Source organism: Pseudohongiella acticola (assembly GCF_001758195.1).
GTDB lineage: Bacteria > Pseudomonadota > Gammaproteobacteria > Pseudomonadales > Pseudohongiellaceae > Pseudohongiella > Pseudohongiella acticola.
On the sequence record NZ_MASR01000001.1, the window covers coordinates 2,545,225 to 2,563,518 of the forward strand.

The window sequence follows — 18,294 nt, forward strand, 5'->3', positions numbered from 1 at the left end:
TGATTACTGCTCCTGTCGTGCGGCACTGAGTGTGTTGCTCAGATTGACATAGTCGGTCAGGCTCAGGTTCTCTGGGCGTAGACTCAGGTCCACGGGCAGGTCGTCTGGCTTTATATCCTGTATCAATGTTTTAAGGCAGTTTCTCAGTGTCTTCCGTCGTTGTGAAAAAGCGGTTCGAACCACATCCTGCAACATGGAGGTGCTGGTCGCAACGAGTTTTTGCTCCCGATGGGGTGTCAGGCGGACAATTGCCGACGTGACCTTGGGCTGTGGGTGGAACGCGCCGGGTGGCACATCAAAAAGATGATCTACCTGGCAATAATACTGGGCCATGATGCCAAGGCGGCCATATTGATTGTCACCGACTTGTGCAGCCAGCCGTTGCACCACCTCCAGTTGCAGCATAAACGTCATTTCGTGAATCAGCGACTGGTATTTGAGCAGATGAAAAATGCAGGGTGTGGAAATATTGTAAGGCAGGTTGCCAACAATGCTGAGGCTGCGTTCACTCGTGGTCAGTGACGCCAGGTCAAATTTGAGGACATCGGCCTGATGCAGGCTGAATGTTGCCACATCGGCGAAACGCGATTGCAACCAGGCTGCCAGATCGCGATCGAGCTCAATCGCATCCAGGCGGGCACCACTGGCGAGCAGGGGTGTGGTAATGGCGCCCTGACCGGGGCCAATCTCCACGATATGCTGCCCGGCACCGGGGGCGATCGCCGCCACAATACGGCGGATAATATTGTCATCCTGCAAAAAATTCTGGCCAAACCGTTTACGGGCTCTGTGCTCTGGCAAGGCAATTGATTTGCCAGTATAGGATGGTGACATAGGGGATCTCTTGATGTTTACCGGATCGTCAATGGAATCGGTGAGTATTGGCTTAGCGCCGTCTGGCCATCTGGCAGGCTGTCTCAATGGCATTAAGCAGGCTGCCACCGTCAGCGCGGCCGGTGGCAGCCAGATCCAGCGCGGTACCGTGGTCGACAGAGGTGCGGATAATCGGCAGTCCCAGCGTGATATTGCTGGCGCGACCGAAGCCTTTGTATTTTAGTACCGGCAGACCCTGATCATGATACATGGCCAGCACCGCGTCACACTGCGACAGATACTTGTCAGTGAACAGCGTGTCGGCGGGCAACGGGCCGACCAGTTGCATGCCGGTGTCGCGCAACTGGTTTAAAACCGGTTCGATAACGTCGATCTCTTCGCGCCCCAGGTGGCCATTCTCGCCGGCATGCGGGTTCAGGCCGCAAACCAGTATCCGTGGGTTGGCGAGACCAAATTTCTCGCGCAGATCCTGATGCAGTATCGCCAGAATATCGCGCAACAAAGGCGCGGTGATGGCATCGGCGACATGACGCAAGGGCAGGTGTGTGGTGGCCAGTGCCACCCGAAGTCCCTCGGTGGCAAGCATCATCACGGTCAGGTCAACATGGCAGAATTCGGCTAGAAATTCGGTGTGGCCGGAAAACGCGATGCCAGCGTCATTGATGATGCCTTTGTGCACTGGCGCGGTCACCATTCCGTGCAGTTCTTTGTCTACGCAGGCCTGTGCAGCACAGCGTAAAGTCTGCAGAACATAGGTGGCGTTGCGGGTATCCGGGGTGCCGGCCTGGCAGGGTGCTGCCAGTGTCACTGGCAGCACATCTATGTGCGAGTTGGCGCGTTTTGTGGCGCTGCCGGGCTGCCAGACTGAGGTGTTCAATGGCAGGCCCAGCGCCGATGCGCGTTGGATCAGCAGGTCGGGGTCAGCAATTGCCACCAGCCCGCAGTCGTCAGGCAATTGACTGACGTTCTGCATCAGTTGAACAAGCAGGTCCGGACCTATGCCTGCCGGTTCGCCGGTCGTCACAGCTAATTGCAATGCCATAAGGTGATGCCGCTTGCGTCAGAGTGTGTGAGCCGAATGGGTCAATTAATGATTTTGACGTACGCTTCGTCGCGGATCTCGAGCATCCAGTTTTCCAGCTCTACATCGAATTTACGTTCACGCAGGGCGTTTGTTGCCTGTTGGCGGCGGTATTCGCGACTCAGATCCTGTTCGCGACGTCCGGTCACTTCGGCAACATGCCAGCCGAAACTGGTTCGGAACGGCTCGCTCAGTTCACCAATGTCCAGCTCGCTGACCACTTCCGCAAACTCCGGGGGCATGCCGCCGTCACTGACCCAGCCCAGATCGCCACCGGCAACCACGGATTGAGTATCATCGGATAGCTGCCGGGCGACGATATTGAAGTCTTCGCCGCCATCGATACGTTCGTAGACTTCCTGCGCCAGTCGGCGAGCCTGATCTTCGGTGCGGATCTCATTGGGCGCGATCAGAACATGGCGGGCCTCAGTCTGCTTGACCAGTCGGTTGGAGTCACCGCGCACATCACTGAGTTTGATCAGGTGAAAGCCATTGGAACTGCGAATAGGCTCGGAGACTGCGCCAGTCGTCATGTCCGGAACAATGTCGGCAAACAGCGTCGGCAAGCGATCCGCTTTACGCCAACCCAGTTCGCCACCACTGACGGCGAACGCCCGCGCTGACCCGGCAGCAGCAGCCTGCTGGGCCTGCATGCGTACATCAGCAAAGTCTTCACCGCCACCGATTTGTTGTCGCAGGTCGTTGGCAAAGGCTTCCTTGGCGCGCTCGACCTCGGGACTATCCGTTGCCAGCACCGGGATCAGAATCTGGTCGACCAGATAGTCGGGCGCCATGGCATCGCGGCCACTTTCCGAGTTCAGGTAATTGCCGATTTCCTGATCAGTAATATTGATGCGCCGGTTGACCATGCCGCGCTGAACTTCGTTGACGGCCAGTTCCTTGCGGATACGCTCACGTGTGGTCAGGTAAACGCCCTGTGATTCAAGCGCATCGACGTATTGCTCAAAGGTCATGTTGTTCTGGCGTGCCATGTCGGTCATGACACGGTTCAGGGTGTCATCATCAAACCGGATGCCAACCCGCTCGGCAAGCTGTAGCTGCAGGCTTTCGATAATCAGGTTCTCCATCACCTGTTCGCGCAACTGGGCAGGGGGCGGCAGCTGCATGTCCATTTCTTCGGCGCGTTGCAGAATTTCCTGCAAGCGTGCGTCATATTCACTTTGCAGTATGACGCCTTCGTCAACCAGAGCGATGACACGATCCAGCACCTGACGTTCCTGGGCAATGACGCTGCCGCTCAGCATTGCCAGAGTGGCGATGGCGCAGATGCTGACGGTCCTGCTGGCCGCTAAAATGTGACGGGTGTACTTATTCATTAACGTCTTGCTCCTTAAAGCCGGGGATGCTGTCTCTGATCAGGTTGCCCAGGCCGCCGCCGGTCAGGTCGCCCAGGCCATGCAAAGACAACTGAAAGAAGATGCCCCGGTTCTGCCTGGAATTCTGCTCAAAAAATTCGTAATCGTTGACCCAGTCGCGGGCGATGAGGCGCATGGTTGCGCAACAGTTACTGTATTCGACCCCGCCAAAGGTTTCAAGGTTCCTGCTATTGCTGTGGTCATAGTTCCATCGACCGAGCAGGCGCCAATTATCGTTCAACGGCCATACCGCCGACAGATCGATCTGTTTGATGCGGGGGTCCAGTAGCGGTGGCGCGTCCAGAAAGACGTCGGTGCGCTCCCGGTAGCGGAAGGCCGCGTTGAACAGCGCATTGTTGGAGGCCTGAAACTGCACCGCGAGGCTGCCTTCATCGATATTGCTGTTCTCCTGATCCCACTGCAGGTCGGCCAGCAGGCGCAAGCCGGGATGGGGCTCGGCGGCCGCTTCCAGCACCAGCGCCGAGCGCTCTGTGTCCAGCGGTTGCAACAACAGCCAGTTCTGCAACGGGCTGTTCAGGGAGACTTTTCTGTCCTCGAAATAGAATATCTGGCCGGCACTGAATCGGGCGCGCTCAATGCCATTGCTGCCAATAAAGCGGGTGGTGACAGCAGCGCTGATCTGGTTGGCATCACCCACCCGGTCAGGGCCGCTAAAGCGGTCGTCACGGAACAGCTGGGCAAAGTTGAAGTTCAGCTGTGCCGTGTCAAAGGTCGGAATCGTCTGCTGTTCTTCGTATTCGCTGTACAGGTAATACAGTCGCGGCTCCAGCGTCTGTGTCATGTTCTCGCTGGCGATGTTCACCGGTCGCTCAAAGATCAGGCCGCTGTCGAGGCTGAACACACCAATGCCGCGATCAGGCGCGTCATCCGTGCCTTCTGCCTGATGGTCAAGCATCCAGCTGGCGTAGCGGTACTTTGCCGTGGGCACAACAAACCAGCCCGGGCGGCGCACCGGCAGGCTGACATAGGGTTCGGCAACAAAGCGCTGACCGGTGACCAGCGCACCGCGCGAAATCTGATCGTCCGACAGTAACGAGGCGTTTAGCGAGCGATCGAAGTTGACGTGGCTGCTGTTAAATCCATAACGCAGGCGGTTGCCCGCCCGGTAATCGCCCTGCAGGCTCAGTTCGGGCAGACGGTCGAAGGGTTTGTTGATATCAATAGACGCGATGTAGCTATCAATAATTTCAATGCGTTGCACGCGCGCATCGGCCCGTAGCTCGTCATTCTGCCAGCGCAGTACGCCTTCCTTGTTCAGGTGGGTACGACTGTCCAGATTAAAGTCGCTGCTGCCCAGGTCGCGAAAATAATCGGCATCGCTGACCGCGTTGAAGTCAACAAAGGTCTGCCAATTCTCGCCCAACCGGCCTTCATGCTGTATGCCCATGAACCAGCGTTTTTCCTGCGGTGGCGTATCGCTACCCGGCTCGTCGGCGCGCGCCGGATCAAAGGTGTCATCCTTTGGCAGCAACGCCAGGTTGATGGTATTCATCGACCACGATGCCAGATAGCGCAGTTCGGCGCTGAGCATGGCACCACGTTTGGTTATGATGCGGGGTGTCAGGGTGGCGTCGTAGTGGGGAGCCAGATTGAAATAATACGGCACTGCCAGATCAACGCCACCATCGCGGCTGTTGCTCAGTGAAGGTGGCAGAACCCCGGAAACACGCTGATCACTGATGGGGAACTGCAGCGTATAGGGATAATAAAACACCGGTACGTCGCGGATGCGCAAGGTGACATCATTGGCATAACCAACGCCGCGTGCGTTGTCCAGGCGCAGGCCCCGGGCCTGCATGACCCAGAACGGATCCATGGGTTCGCAGCGACTGAACTCGCCATTCTCCAGCGTCAGCATGCCGCTTTCGCTGTTGTAGCTTAATTGCGAAGCGGAACCGTGAATCTGGCTGTCGTGGATGACATAGGAGGCTCGCTCGACTTCGTTGACCCCCGTGTTCTGATCAATCCGTGCGCCTTCGCCGGTCACCAGAAAGCCGGGCTCGCGGAACATGACATCGCCCTGCAGGGTCAGAATGTTGGTGGTTTCGTCCAGGTGCAGGCCTTCATCAGCCTGCAATGTCCGATAACCCTGCTGCACACTGACACTGCCATCGACATAAAGCTGGCTGGGCTCGGGCTGCCGGACCTGATTGGGGGTCTCGAGTTCGGTCGGTGACAGATCAGGGTCCTGATCGGAAAACTCGCCGGTACGAGGCGGTTCAACAAACATGCCGCAACACGCGGCCGGCATTTGCTGCTGTCGCGCTTCGTCGAGAGTTGCGCGCGTTTGCCAGTCTGTCAGAATGCCGGGGCTGTTCTCAGTCTGGTTTTGGTTTTGGTCTTGGCTCTGGTTCTGGTCTTGGCCTTGGTTCTGGTCTTGGCCTTGGTTCTGGGCCTGAACATTGACCGAGGCTGCCAGGATCAGGAACGCCGCCAACGCCGGGCCTGAGCGCACAGGTTTGAGCGGAAACAATGCCGCCGCCGGTCGCGAGGCTGATGGTTTTGTCTGCTGTAGCATTGGTGCGGGCGATCCGTGGCAATAGAATAGGGGTCGAACAAATTGGCGGCAGTCTGGATTAACAGCGTCCGCATGATAATTCATTGACGTTTTTATATAAAGCCAATACCGGCAACGCTCGTGGGGCAGGAGCTGACATGGAAAAAGCAGAGGCAAGGCAGCAGCAGCTACAGGACTGGGCTCAGGGAGCAATCCGGCGACAGTTCGGGGTAGACCCCGGTGTGGTGAAGGCCAACGGTCTGGGGGGCGACGCAAGTTTTCGGCGTTATTTTCGCCTCCACCCACAGCTGCCGGAGCTGCCATCCAGCCTGATGCTGGTGGATGCACCACCTGAACAGGAAAATAATCCGGCCTTTCTGCGCGCCGCCAGCGAATTCGGTGCCGCGGGTGTACACACGCCGCAGATCCATGCCCATGATGTGGAACAGGGTTTCATGGTGCTGGAAGACTTCGGTGACCAGTTGTTTCTACCCTGTCTGCAGCAGGCTCAGGCCGAACACGACAGGGTGCGCGTTGACGCACTGTATGGGCAGGCCATGCGTGCATTACTGGCACTGCAGGCAGACCCGGCGCCTACGTCACTGCCGCCTTATGACCGGACATTGTTACATCGAGAGTTGATCCTGTTCGACGACTGGTTCTGTGCCGGTATGCTGGATATGGAGCTGGATGACGACGAACGCGCCATGCTGGACACATGCTGGCGTGTACTCGAAGACGCAGCGCTGGCACAGCCCCAGGTGCGGGTTCATCGTGACTATCATTCGCGCAACCTGATGGTCAGGCCCGGCGATGACGGGGAACTGCATGAAGACCAGGCCCCGGGAGTCATCGATTTTCAGGATGCAGTCATCGGCCCTGTGACCTATGACCTGGTATCGCTGCTCAGAGACTGCTATATCGTCTGGCCGCAGCCGGATGTCGAGCGTTGGGCTGCGACCTACCACGAAAGTGCGCAGGCCCGTGGTATCGTGCCGTCTTCCTACAGTCTGTCCGAATTTATGCAGGATTTTGATTTGATGGGGTTGCAACGCCATATCAAGGTGCTAGGTATTTTTTGCCGACTGGCGTTGCGCGACAACAAACACCGCTACCTGCAGGATTTGCCGGTGGTTATGGACTATGTCTGCCGCGTGGCGGCAAGACACCCATCAATGAAACCGTTTCTGGACTGGTTTCAGGCCGGACCGATGCCGAAGATGCAGGCCCGGCTCGCCGAGTTTGGTTCAACGGAGGCGCAGCCGTGAAAGCCATGATACTGGCAGCGGGCCAGGGCAAACGCATGCTGCCGCTGACACAGACGACGCCCAAGCCATTGTTGCGGGCCGGTGGGCGCAGCCTGATCGAGTGGCACATCCTGCGTCTGCAGAGCGCTGGCGTGACAGACATTGTCATTAATCATCATCATCTGGGCGAGCAGATAGAAGCGGCACTGGGCGACGGCAGTGACTATGCCGTCCAGCTTCGTTATTCACCTGAGGCCGAGCGTCTGGAAACGGCCGGTGGCATCATTCGTGCTTTACCCATGCTGGGTGATGACAGTTTTATTATTGTTAACGGGGATGTCTGGACCGACTTTGATTTTGCTGCCCTGGCACCATTGGCCCCGGACAATGCGTTGGCGCATCTGGTGCTGGCGCCCAACACAGCGCATCATCCGGACGGGGATTTTGGCCTGACCGACGCTGGCCGCGTGTCAATGGATGTGGCGCCACGGCTGACCTACAGTGGTGTCAGTGTCTTGCATAAAGACCTGTTCGCCGGTTACCACGAACAATTTCTGGCGCTGGGTCCGTTGTTGCAGGACGCCATTAAACGTGGCCTGGTTACCGGCCAGCGTCATGATGGCGACTGGCAGGATATAGGCACGCCGGAAAAACTGGCGACGCTGGATGCCCGACTACGTGCAGAGTGACCGGGCCCGGCGTCGGCAAAATGCCGAAATGAACTGAGGCAAGAAAGCCACGCAATTTATGCAGATTGACGTTAAAATGCAGCCCTTGTGGCGTGTCTGTGCGCCAAAACAGACCTGAAAGCGATCAAATTCCGGGAAACTGATTATGAAAGACATGCTTATCGCCCCGTCCATTTTGTCTGCCGATTTTGCCCGTCTGGGGGAAGAAGTAGACGCTGTGCTGGCAGCCGGTGCCGACGTGGTTCACTTTGATGTAATGGATAATCACTATGTGCCTAACCTGACCATTGGCCCCATGGTGTGCAAAGCGTTACGCAACTATGGCGTGACGGCACCGATTGATGTGCACCTGATGGTGAGCCCGGTTGATCAGATGATTCAGGATTTCGCCAAAGCAGGTGCCACGTATATCAGCTTTCATCCGGAAGCATCATTGCATGTCGATCGTTCTCTGCAACTGATTCGCGATGCCGGCTGCCATGCAGGTCTGGTGCTGAACCCGGGTACCAGCCTTGAGTGTCTGGAGTATGTGCTGGACAAGGTCGATTTGATTCTGGTTATGTCAGTCAACCCCGGCTTTGGTGGCCAGAAGTTTATCCCGACAGCGCTGAAAAAACTGCAACAGGTACGTCGACTGATCGACGACAGTGGTCGCGATATTCGCCTGGAAGTTGATGGCGGTGTCACCGTCGACAATATAGCCGAGATCGCCGCCGCTGGCGCCGACATGTTTGTTGCCGGTTCGGCGATATTCAACAGTGACAGTTACCAGCAGACAATTTCAAAAATGCGTCAGCAGTTACAGACTGTTGCCTGAGCGCAGGGGAAAAGCATGACCCGCATGAGTGCCGAACAATTCCAGCAGCTGGCTGCCGAAGGTTACAACCTGATTCCGGTAGTGCGTGAAGTTCTTGCCGATTTTGAAACGCCACTAAGCACTTATACAAAGCTGGCCGATGGTGTACACACCTACCTGTTTGAATCTGTGCAGGGCGGTGAAAAATGGGGGCGCTACTCCATCATCGGCCTGCCTTGCCGCACTGTCATGCGCGTTATTGGCAACCGCATTACTGTCGAGACCGACGGGGAAGTGACGGAGAGCCACGAAACGGATGACCCGTTTGTGTTTGTGGAAGCGTTCAAGGCGCGTTACCGGGTGGCAGAGATAGCGGGTGTGCCACGTTTCAGTGGGGGACTGGTTGGTTACTTTGGCTACGATTCGGTGCGTTATGTGGAGCCGTCTCTGGGCGCCGCGCCGGGTAGCGATGAAATCGACACGCCGGACATCCTGCTGATGGTGTCTGAAGAAGTGGTGGTTTTTGATAATCTGCGTGGCACCATCGCCATCGTCTGCAATACAGATCCGACAGGTCCGGATGCATGGGCCGGGGCACAGGCGCGACTGGACAGCATCGAGGCAACACTGGCGAAACCGTTGGCGTTGCCTGCCGTCGATTCCTCGTCGTCGCCTGTCTTGCAGAGCGAGGAGCAGGATTTCAGATCGAGTTTTGATCAGGCGCCGTTTGAGAAAGCGGTCAACAGAATCAAGGATTACATCCTCGCCGGCGACGTCATGCAGGTGGTGCTGGCGCAACGTATGTCGGTTCCGTTCCGGGGCGACCCGATGCAGGCCTACCGGGCTCTGCGTTATCTGAATCCATCGCCCTACATGGTGTTCTTCAACATGGGTGATCATCACATCGTCAGTGCTTCACCGGAGATATTGGCGCGCGTTGAAGATGGCCTGATCACGGTGCGGCCGCTGGCAGGTACCCGCAAGCGCGGCGCTACCGAAGAGGAAGACCTGGCGCTTGAGCAGGAGCTGCTGGCTGATGCCAAGGAAATTGCCGAGCATCTGATGCTGATTGACCTGAGCCGCAACGATTCGGGCCGGGTGTCAAAGACGGGCACGGTGACGGTGCCCAAGAAGATGTTTGTTGAGCGTTATTCGCATGTCATGCACATTGCTTCTATTGTCGAGAGCGAGATGCGGGACGACAAAACGGCACTGGATGTGTTGAAAGCGACCCTGCCGGTCGGCACCTTGAGCGGGGCGCCCAAAGTGCGGGCGATGGAGATCATCGATGAGCTGGAACCGGTCAAGCGTGGCGTTTACGGTGGTGCCATGGGGTATATTGGCTGGGGTGGCAACATGGACATGGCGATTGCCATTCGCACTGCCGTGATTAAAAACTCGACTTTGTATGTGCAGGCAGGCGCGGGTGTGGTTGCTGATTCGGTGCCACAGATGGAGTGGGAGGAGACGCTGAACAAGGCGCGTGCGATTTTCCGCGCGGTGGCATTGGCTGAACAGGGTCTGCGTTTATCCTGAGGCCCACCAGTGCCAGTGGCAAGGTCTCCGGGACGGGGTAACTGTTTTCGGAGACGCCCACAAGTACATCCCTGTAGGGCTCTTCGGCGGACGTCCCTGTCCGCCGAAGCTCCTCAAACCAGTCACCCCGCCCCGAAGCCCCCTGGATCCGTGGCACTTCCTATCCATTCCCATTGCTGCTGAGTCTGGTACATGCCACTAATATGCCCGGCTTGGATGCTGCCGAAGCCGTCGGGGTGAGGGTGGCTGTTTGAGGAGCGTATGCGACCCTTGGACGGTCGCATCCGAGCCCCCCATGGATGGGTTTACGGGCGTTTCCGAAAGCAGCTACCCTCACGCCGGCGGCATTGCACTGCCCGTTTCACTCAGTAAGAGCGTGGTTGATCGAGGACTTTTTCGGCGATGAAGTTTTTGATCATCTCCTGGCTCACCGGCGCAATGCGCGGAATAAGCACCTCGCGGAATAACCTCTCGACATCATATTCTTTAGCGTACCCCATGCCACCCAGCGTCAACACCGCACGCTCGCATGCCTTGAATGCAGCCTCCGCGGCCAGGTATTTCGCTGAGTTGGCTTCGATGCCACAGCTTTGACCCGAATCGTACAGGCTGGCCGCTTTGCAGGTCATCAGCCATGCCGCTTCCAGCGCCATCCAGCATTCCGCCAGTGGGTGCGCGATGGCCTGGTTCTGACCGATCGGGCGGTCAAATACGATGCGTTCACGAGCGTAGCCAGCCGCTTTTTCCAGTGCGACCTGACCGATGCCGACAGCTTCGGCGGCGACCAGGATGCGTTCCGGATTCAGGCCGTGCAACAGGCAGCGCCAGCCGTCACCCTCGTCACCGATACGGTTGGCCACGGGCACTTCCAGGTTGTCTATGAAGAGTGCATTGGAGTCGACGGCAGCGCGGCCCATTTTGGGAATGCGGCGCACCTCAATTTTGTTGCGGTCCAGTGGTGTGTAAAACAGGGACAGACCGTCGGTGGGTTTTTTGCAATCTGCCAGCGGCGTGGTGCGGGTGATCAGCAGAATGTGAGTCGCGGTTTGTGCCGTGGTGGTCCACATTTTGCGACCGTTGATGATGTAGTGGTCACCGTCACGTTTAGCGCGGGTTTCCAGCGCCGTGGTATTGAGGCCGGCGTCGGGTTCAGTGACGCCAAAACAGGTGCGTTCGGTGCCGGCAATCAGCGGCGGCAGGAAGCGCTGCTTTTGTTCCTCGCTACCAAATACCACAATCGGGTGAGGGCCGAACAGGTTCATGTGGATGGCCGAGGCGCCGCTCATGCCGGCGCCGGAGCGTGTAATGCGGTGCGCCATCAACGCGGCTTCGGTGATGCCGAGGCCAGCGCCGCCGTAGGCTTCCGGCATGGCGATGCCAAGCCAGCCGGCTCTGGTGATGGCGGACACGAATTCTTCCGGAAAGCGGGCATCAGCATCGCAGTCGCGCCAGTACTTCGCGTCAAAGCGGGCGCATAGCTGTGACACGGCTTCGGCAATCTCACGCTGGTTCTCGGTCAGATTAAAGTCCACTGTGGTGTTTCTCCCGTCGATTTTTAGTATGCTGCAACTATCCCCCATCATAGTATGAATTGATTCAGAATTGGACGCCTAAATGCCTGCAGGAAGCATCACCAAAGCCATTGTTCTGTTGATTATTGGCAACGCGCTGGCAGTGGGGTCTGATGTCTTCGTCAAGGTCATGGGCGAAGACGTGCCGATTTTCCAGTTCATATTTCTGCGCAGCCTGCTGTCACTGCTGATATTGCTGCCGTTGTATCGCCGCTTTGATCTGGTCACGCCGTTTGCGGGTCTGCGTGTGCATGCCTTTCGTTCGCTGGCCGGTATGGCAGGCATTTTCTGTATGGTAGTGGCGTTGACGTCGTTGCCGCTGGCGACGGCCAATGCAGTGTTTTACGTGGCACCCATTCTGGTGATGCTGTTGGCGGTGGTGGTATTCCGGGAAAAACTGACAGTGCTCAGTGTGTTTGCGGTGTTCAGCGGATTCGCCGGCATTGTGGTGATCCTGCGTCCGGTGGAGTTCAACTGGGGTGCACTGGCGGCACTGGGCGGGGCGTTGGCATTGGCTGTCAATGCCGTCATGGTGCGGATGCTGCCGGCGCAGCACACCACATTGCATCGTCTGTTCATGAGTTATCTGCTGGTGCTGCCCGTAGCTGCCGCGTTTTTTGTCTGGGAAGGGCTGGCGCTGGAACCGCGCGTGTTGATGGGCGCCATTGGCTCGGGCGTACTGATTCTCGGATACAGCATCACGGTGTTGCTGGCATACCGGGATGTAGACGCCAACCAGGTGACCAGTGCGGAGTACACGGGGCTGATCTGGGCGGTGGCCATTGGCTGGGTGTGGTTTGCGGAGGTGCCGGATGTCTGGTTTGTGGCGGGCAGTCTGATGATTGTGGTGCCGCTGGTGTGGCTGGGGCTGGATCAGCGGCGGCGGGCGCTACGGTACCGGGTGCCGGAATAGGAACTATTTATGGGATGCGTTCTTTCGTCAGGTCGTCGGGGTGGGAGTGGCTGCTCTCGGAGTCGCCCGTAAACCCGTCCCTGGGGGGCTCGGATGCGACCGTCCAAGGGTCGCATACGCTCCTCAATCAGCCACTCCCACCCAGACGACCTTCGTGCAATGGAACCTTCAACTGCAGCCCCCCCGGCCCCGGCGGCGTGACATCTATCACTATCTCAAGAGCCGCAGCCCCACCCCGATGCCCATGGCGAAGGGACAGCCTTATGATGAGCGCTCAAATGCGGTATCATGGTGCATTGGTTTTTTGATCACAGGATCAGCAATAGATGAGTCAGCAGCGCCCACCCTCCATTCCCAGTGGCAGCAAGTTCCGCAGTGAACAAGGCTTTACCGCGATCAAGGATGGCGTGAAAAAGTCCGCTAGCGTCGTGGAACAGGTTGTGCCCGTGTCGCGCAAGCCCAAGTGGTTGCGGGCGCGTATGCCCGGTGGCGAGCGTTTTGAGGCGGTCAAGGCGAACGTGCGCGAGAACCGGCTGAGTACGGTTTGTGAGGAATCCCATTGCCCCAACATCGGCGAATGCTGGAATAACGGCACCGCCACCATCATGGTGATGGGGTCGGTGTGCACGCGGGCCTGCAAATTCTGCGCAGTGGATACCGGTAATCCCGGCGGCTGGCTGGATGTGGATGAGCCCGAGCACGTAGCGAAGTCGGTGGAACTGATGGGGCTGCGCTATATTGTGCTGACATCGGTGGATAGGGACGACCTTGAAGATGGCGGCGCGGCACACTATGCCGCGTGTGTGTCGGCCATCAAGGCGCGCACCCCGCAGGTGACTGTTGAAGCGTTGACGCCGGACTTCAGTGGCGACATGGAGGCGGTTGCCAGAGTCGTCGACTCCGGTCTGGAAGTGTTTGCGCAGAATGTGGAAACCGTTGAACGTCTGACGCACCCGGTACGGGATCCGCGTGCCGGTTATCAGAGAACGCTGGACGTGCTGGCGTTCGCCAAACAGCACCGGCCCACGGTGCTGACCAAAACCAGTCTAATGCTGGGGTTGGGTGAGACGGAAGCAGAAATCCTGGAGACCATGGATGCTCTGCGCGAAATAGGCGTCGACATCCTGACCCTGGGGCAGTATCTGCAGCCGACACGTAATCACCTGAAGGTTGAGCGGTTTGTCAGCCCGGAAGAGTTCAATCGTTATCGTGAGCTGGGGTTGGCCAAGGGGTTTATGGAAGTGGCGGCAGGGCCGTTGGTGCGGTCAAGCTATCGGGCGGACCGGGTATTCGAGAAGAATAACCTGGGGATTCCGTTGCCGGAGCTGCCTGCTCTGGCTGAGAACGAGAACCTGATTCCGCTCAAGGCTGTTTAATCCCTCAAGGCTGTTCATCTCGCTCAAGGCTGTTTGACCCGCTCAGGGCTGCTCGTCTTGCTCAGGGCTGTGTTCAGTGGCCGACAACGATTCTGTTGCGCCCTTCTTCCTTGGCAATGTAGAGGGCTTCATCGGCGCGCTTCAGAGTGGCCTCTATCCGCTCTCCGGGCTGGTAGATTGATACCCCTTGAGAGACTGTTATCCGTTCTCCGTCTGGCAATTCCGGAAAATGCAGATTGGCGACACAGTCCTTGATACGGTCGGCCGTGTGCTGGGCAGCTTCCAGGGTCGATTCGGGCAATATGACAATAAACTCCTCGCCACCAAACCGTCCCAGAAAATCACCTTGTCTCATGATTTTGCGCAACTCGTTGCTGATGCGGCACAAAATCGCGTCGCCGGTATCATGCCCCCAGGTATCATTGATTCGTTTGAAGTGATCCACGTCGAGCATGCTGACACAAAGCTCATGCTCATTGGCCGTGCGGCGCTCGAAGCGGGCGACTTCCTGGGACAATTGGTCCATCAGTGAGCGCCGGTTCGGCAATTGGGTGAGTGGGTCGCGTGCGGCCAACTCAGCCAACAGGACGTTCTTTTCCCGCAAGGTGTTGCGGATACTGGATATGTAGCTGCCCAGGTAGGCGACCGTTACCAGGACTGAGGCGTAGGTGAAAACGATAATGAGTTCAATGCGCCAGTCCATGCGTGACGGGGCAAACAGGTGTAGGGCGGTCAGCAGTGCCAGGTAGCTGGTCAGGATGAAGGCGCTCACTGCCAGCATGCTGCGGCGTGACAATGCGAACGAACCGAACATCAGGCCGCTGATTGCCGTCAACAGAAAGGCTGTCCGTGCCTGGGGGTCAGCGACAAAGTACATGAGAATGACAGCAGGCCAAATCGGTGCGACGATCTGCGCCGCGGTCATGCTGGGGTCTCTAAATCTAAGGTTGACGTTGGCCTTTATCAGTAAGGCAAAGACAAGATTGATGGTCAAAATCATCAGGAAATAGATAGCGGCAGGTAGCATTGGAACCATGCCAAACAGATACAGCCCGACGATGACCAGCCAAGTGCTGAACTGCGCGCCCAAACCCCAGGTCATGCGTTGCAGGCGCAATTTCTGGATTTTAGCGATTGAGTCAACTGCTTCCTGTTGAGCCATCTGATCCTCGTACTCTATATACCGACATACAATATCGGGTATTTTTATTCTTTTATTGGGGCCGTATAGTGTCTTGGCTGTGGCCGGAATTCAAGTGTGCTGACACAGGTACCATAGCCGCGAGCGTCCAAACCGGGATAATATTGAATGCGTTCACGGTTTGTCGTCCAATAGCAGGAATAGTTTATGTCTATAATCGTGCCATCTGATTGGCGTCGCGCGGGGCTGGTTATTGCGACGCTGAGCCTGCTGATATTGTCGATGCCGGCCTGTTCCGTGGCCGCGCAGATCGAATATGAGCCTTCAGCGCCCATCGAATATGAGCCTGTTGCTGCCAATATTGCTTTCAGCGAAGTCGCGGCGTTACCGGTGCGTCAGCCGGATGCCCGTATTGCCTATGGCAGTGATGTGCTACAGGTCGGGCTGTTATGGTTGCCAACAGTCGATACTGGCGATACCGGAACCGATGCCCGAGCGCCGGTAGTGATTCTGATCCACGGTGGGTGCTGGCTCAATGCCTATGATATCACCCATACCTATGCCCTGAGCACAGCGCTGGCGCAGGCCGGGTACGCAGTCTGGTCCCTGGAATACCGGCGCACTGGTGACACCGGCGGTGGCTGGCCGGGCTCGTTCAACGACATTATGGCGGGGACCCGTCACCTGCAGGCGTTGGGCGATCATGCTGTGGACACCGACCGGTTCGTCATTGCCGGGCACTCAGCCGGTGGTCATCTGGCTTTGCTCGCCGGCCGCGAAACGCCGACTGCATCGGCGGTACTGGGGCTGGCCGCGATAACCGACATCAATGCCTATGCGGCCGGCAGCAATAGCTGCGAAACTGCCACGCCGCTATTCATGGGCGGCACACCGCAGGAACGGCCAGATGCTTATCACGATGCCAACCCCAGCGCCCATCCTGCCCATGCCAACACGGTGCTGTTGCACGGAGCAGACGATACTCTGGTGCCGGTTAACCAGGCGCTGATGGTGGGTGCGCGCACGCTGTTTGTGGAAAGTGGCGGTCATTTTGACTGGGTACATCCCGGTACACGCAGCTTCAGAGTGCTATTGTCGACCCTGCAAAGCGTGTTGCCGCAATGACCGCCGGGAGCGAGGACACACTGGTACAGATGGACCGACAGGATCCGCTGGCCGCCAAGACTGCTGCGTTTGATGTCCCTGCTGAGCAGATCTACCTCGATGGCAACTCGTTGGGATGTCTGCCTGTGTCGGCTAAACAGCGTGCCAGGGAAGTTGTCGAGCAGCAGTGGGGGCAGGACCTGATCAAAAGCTGGAATCTGCATCAGTGGATCGATCTGCCGTTCAGTGCGGGTGAAAAAATTGCCAGACTGATAGGTGCGGCGCCAGGACAAACTATTTGTTGCGATTCGATATCCGTCAATATTTTCAAGCTGCTGAGCGCTGCATTGATGATGCATAACGAACGTCATGTGGTGTTGTCCCAGCAGGGCAATTTTCCGACTGATCTGTACATGGTACAGGGGCTTGCCAGGCAACTGGGAGAAGACAGGTGTTCATTACGCCTGGCCGCAGATGATGACATTGCGTCAGCGCTGACGGATGACGTTGCGGTACTGTTGCTCTCCCACGTCAACTTCCGCAGTGGTGCCCTCTACGACATGCAGGCGATCACCGAGCAGGCGCAGGCCAGAGGGATTCTGGTGATCTGGGATCTGGCGCACAGTGCGGGGGTTGTGCCTGTGCAGCTGGATGCCTGTCGCGCCGATTTTGCTGTCGGGTGCGGTTACAAATACCTGAACGGTGGTCCCGGTGCCCCGGCATTTCTGTACGTGGCCCGGCGGCATCAGGCGCAGGCCGCCCAGCCATTAAGTGGCTGGATGGGCCATATGGCGCCATTTGATTTCGACAATGCCTATCAGGCTGCGCCAGGCGTGGCGGGCTTCCTTACCGGTACGCCGCCGGTGATTTCCCTGAGCATTCTGGATGCTGCGCTGGATGTGTTTGCCGATGTGGATGTGGCGCAGTTGCGTCAAAAATCGCTGGCACTGGCTGGCGTGTTTATGCAGCGGGTAGCTCAGTCGCCATTACTGGCCGAGCTGCAATTGCTGTCGCCAGTTGATGAAGCACAACGGGGTGCCCAGTTGGCCTATCGGCATCCGCACGCGTTTGCCATTTGCCAGGCATTGATTGCTCACGGCGTGATCGCGGATTTTCGCGCGCCGGACATTCTGCGAGTTGGCTTCAGTCCATTGTTTCTTCGGTTTGCCGATATTGGGCGCAGTGTTGATGTGCTGAGCCGGATTATGCGGGATGAGCTGTGGCGCGATCCGGCCTATGCCGTCAGGCACAAGGTTACATGAGAATCGTCTCTTGAACTCAGCCAGGTTTGACAGTAAAGCGTTGGCGGTACTTGCGGCTCAGTCTGCCGATTGCGATGCCGCCGATGACGCCCGGCGACACCCAGAACACCACGCCCAGGCCGGCAAAACTGCCACCTTCAAGTAGTGGACCAAGCAGGCTGGCGGCGCCCACTACAAAAAATGCTGTGTAGGCGCCGATGCCTGAGGCGATCAGTGCGCCCAGGTGTTCCACCCACCATTCTCGCGGGTGGGCCAGTTCAGCCTTGAAGCCGTAGCGCAGGAAGCCCGCCGCTACCCAGGTCTCCAGAGCACCAAAGATCAGCATCAGGATATCGCCTCGGCGAGCACCCAGCACCAGTAACGTTACGCCAGCAGTCAGCAATGCCAGACATAACGCGACATGCACCGGTCTGCGCAGGATGCGACGATCCTCTTTGTGTTGAATGACCAGCCAGCCGTGGCGGGTGGTCGCCAGCACCAGGATGCTGAGCGAGAGCAGGAATGTTGCGGCGGCGCGGACCTCGGCACTGAAGGCGTCTATGGCTGCAGGCGTGGTCGTGACGGGGACTGGGTGCGTCACCAGCGGGCGCCACAGATCGAAGGACGTTATCAGTACGCCCGACCAGCCGACGGTGTACATGATGATGGCGAAGATGCGGCCGAAACGTTTGTGGTTAAGGGCACCTTTCTTGCTGATCGCCGGTACCCAGAAGATCACCAGCGCGATGACACCGGCAACAATATGCAGATACAGAGCGGATTGATGAAGCCAGAACATAATGTGAACCTCGGATTGGCAAAGTCGGATAAGGACCTTAATATTGGGGCTTGTCTGTCAACCGGCCTAGTG

The 18,294-nt window shown here is 57.7% G+C and carries 15 protein-coding genes; 8 read left to right on the forward strand and 7 right to left on the reverse strand.

What is annotated here, in order from left to right:
• Positions 1-3 precede the first annotated feature (3 nt).
• The 4 genes from rsmA to PHACT_RS11035 are packed head-to-tail and all read right to left on the reverse strand — an operon-like array spanning position 4 to position 5,830.
• Positions 4-834, reverse strand: a complete 831-nt coding sequence (gene rsmA / locus PHACT_RS11020) for a 16S rRNA (adenine(1518)-N(6)/adenine(1519)-N(6))-dimethyltransferase RsmA (protein WP_070117815.1) — start codon at positions 832-834, stop codon at positions 4-6.
• Positions 835-886: 52 nt separating this feature from the next.
• Positions 887-1,876 carry a 4-hydroxythreonine-4-phosphate dehydrogenase PdxA gene (gene pdxA / locus PHACT_RS11025; protein WP_070117816.1) on the reverse strand — a complete coding sequence of 330 codons (990 nt, stop codon included), beginning with the start codon at positions 1,874-1,876 and terminating at the stop codon, positions 887-889.
• A gap of 41 nt (positions 1,877-1,917) precedes the next feature.
• Entirely contained in the window at positions 1,918-3,252 is a 1,335-nt protein-coding gene (locus tag PHACT_RS11030) for a peptidylprolyl isomerase (protein WP_070117817.1), read from the reverse strand.
• Entirely contained in the window at positions 3,245-5,830 is a 2,586-nt protein-coding gene (locus PHACT_RS11035; protein ID WP_070117818.1) for an LPS-assembly protein LptD, read from the reverse strand. The genes PHACT_RS11030 and PHACT_RS11035 overlap by 8 nt, the downstream gene beginning before the upstream one ends.
• Before the next feature lie 137 nt (positions 5,831-5,967).
• On the opposite strand from PHACT_RS11035, the gene PHACT_RS11040 reads away from it, so the two are divergent.
• The 4 genes from PHACT_RS11040 (at position 5,968) to trpE (ending at position 10,077) form a co-directional block, all read left to right on the forward strand.
• Positions 5,968-7,077 carry an aminoglycoside phosphotransferase family protein gene (locus tag PHACT_RS11040; protein WP_083264528.1) on the forward strand — a complete coding sequence of 370 codons (1,110 nt, stop codon included), beginning with the start codon at positions 5,968-5,970 and terminating at the stop codon, positions 7,075-7,077.
• Positions 7,074-7,745 (forward strand): N-acetylmuramate alpha-1-phosphate uridylyltransferase MurU, encoded by a 672-nt coding sequence (gene murU / locus PHACT_RS11045; protein WP_070117819.1) that lies wholly within the window; start codon positions 7,074-7,076, stop codon positions 7,743-7,745. The genes PHACT_RS11040 and murU overlap by 4 nt, the downstream gene beginning before the upstream one ends.
• Positions 7,746-7,890: 145 nt before the next feature.
• The gene (rpe, locus tag PHACT_RS11050; RefSeq protein WP_070117820.1) at positions 7,891-8,562 is read left to right on the forward strand and encodes a ribulose-phosphate 3-epimerase; all 672 of its coding nucleotides are present in this window, start codon (positions 7,891-7,893) and stop codon (positions 8,560-8,562) included.
• Positions 8,563-8,586: 24 nt separating this feature from the next.
• On the forward strand, positions 8,587-10,077 hold the full coding sequence (gene trpE, locus PHACT_RS11055; RefSeq protein WP_070118362.1) for an anthranilate synthase component I: 1,491 nt from the start codon (positions 8,587-8,589) through the stop codon (positions 10,075-10,077).
• A 365-nt stretch (positions 10,078-10,442) separates the two neighbouring features.
• On the opposite strand, the gene PHACT_RS11060 is transcribed toward trpE, so the two are convergent.
• Positions 10,443-11,609 carry an acyl-CoA dehydrogenase family protein gene (locus PHACT_RS11060; RefSeq protein WP_070117821.1) on the reverse strand — a complete coding sequence of 389 codons (1,167 nt, stop codon included), beginning with the start codon at positions 11,607-11,609 and terminating at the stop codon, positions 10,443-10,445.
• An 82-nt stretch (positions 11,610-11,691) separates the two neighbouring features.
• On the opposite strand from PHACT_RS11060, the gene PHACT_RS11065 reads away from it, so the two are divergent.
• Together PHACT_RS11065 and lipA are read left to right on the forward strand one after the other, a co-directional pair.
• On the forward strand, positions 11,692-12,561 hold the full coding sequence (locus tag PHACT_RS11065; protein WP_070117822.1) for a DMT family transporter: 870 nt from the start codon (positions 11,692-11,694) through the stop codon (positions 12,559-12,561).
• A 326-nt stretch (positions 12,562-12,887) separates the two neighbouring features.
• The gene (gene lipA / locus PHACT_RS11070) at positions 12,888-13,937 is read left to right on the forward strand and encodes a lipoyl synthase (protein WP_070117823.1); all 1,050 of its coding nucleotides are present in this window, start codon (positions 12,888-12,890) and stop codon (positions 13,935-13,937) included.
• Positions 13,938-14,010: 73 nt separating this feature from the next.
• Here the strand turns inward: lipA and PHACT_RS11075 are convergent, their stop codons facing one another.
• On the reverse strand, positions 14,011-15,099 hold the full coding sequence (locus tag PHACT_RS11075) for a diguanylate cyclase domain-containing protein (RefSeq protein ID WP_070117824.1): 1,089 nt from the start codon (positions 15,097-15,099) through the stop codon (positions 14,011-14,013).
• 186 nt (positions 15,100-15,285) lie between these two features.
• Here PHACT_RS11075 and PHACT_RS11080 point away from each other — a divergent pair, with 186 nt between their 5' ends.
• Together PHACT_RS11080 and kynU are read left to right on the forward strand one after the other, a co-directional pair.
• A complete protein-coding gene (locus tag PHACT_RS11080) occupies positions 15,286-16,203 on the forward strand; it encodes an alpha/beta hydrolase family protein (protein WP_245730712.1) in 918 nt (305 codons plus the stop codon).
• A complete protein-coding gene (gene kynU / locus PHACT_RS11085; RefSeq protein WP_070117825.1) occupies positions 16,200-17,444 on the forward strand; it encodes a kynureninase in 1,245 nt (414 codons plus the stop codon). Before PHACT_RS11080 ends, kynU begins: the two co-directional genes overlap by 4 nt.
• 16 nt (positions 17,445-17,460) lie before the next feature.
• Here the strand turns inward: kynU and PHACT_RS11090 are convergent, their stop codons facing one another.
• Positions 17,461-18,222, reverse strand: a complete 762-nt coding sequence (locus tag PHACT_RS11090; RefSeq protein WP_070117826.1) for a DUF2306 domain-containing protein — start codon at positions 18,220-18,222, stop codon at positions 17,461-17,463.
• Positions 18,223-18,294: the final 72 nt, after the last annotated feature.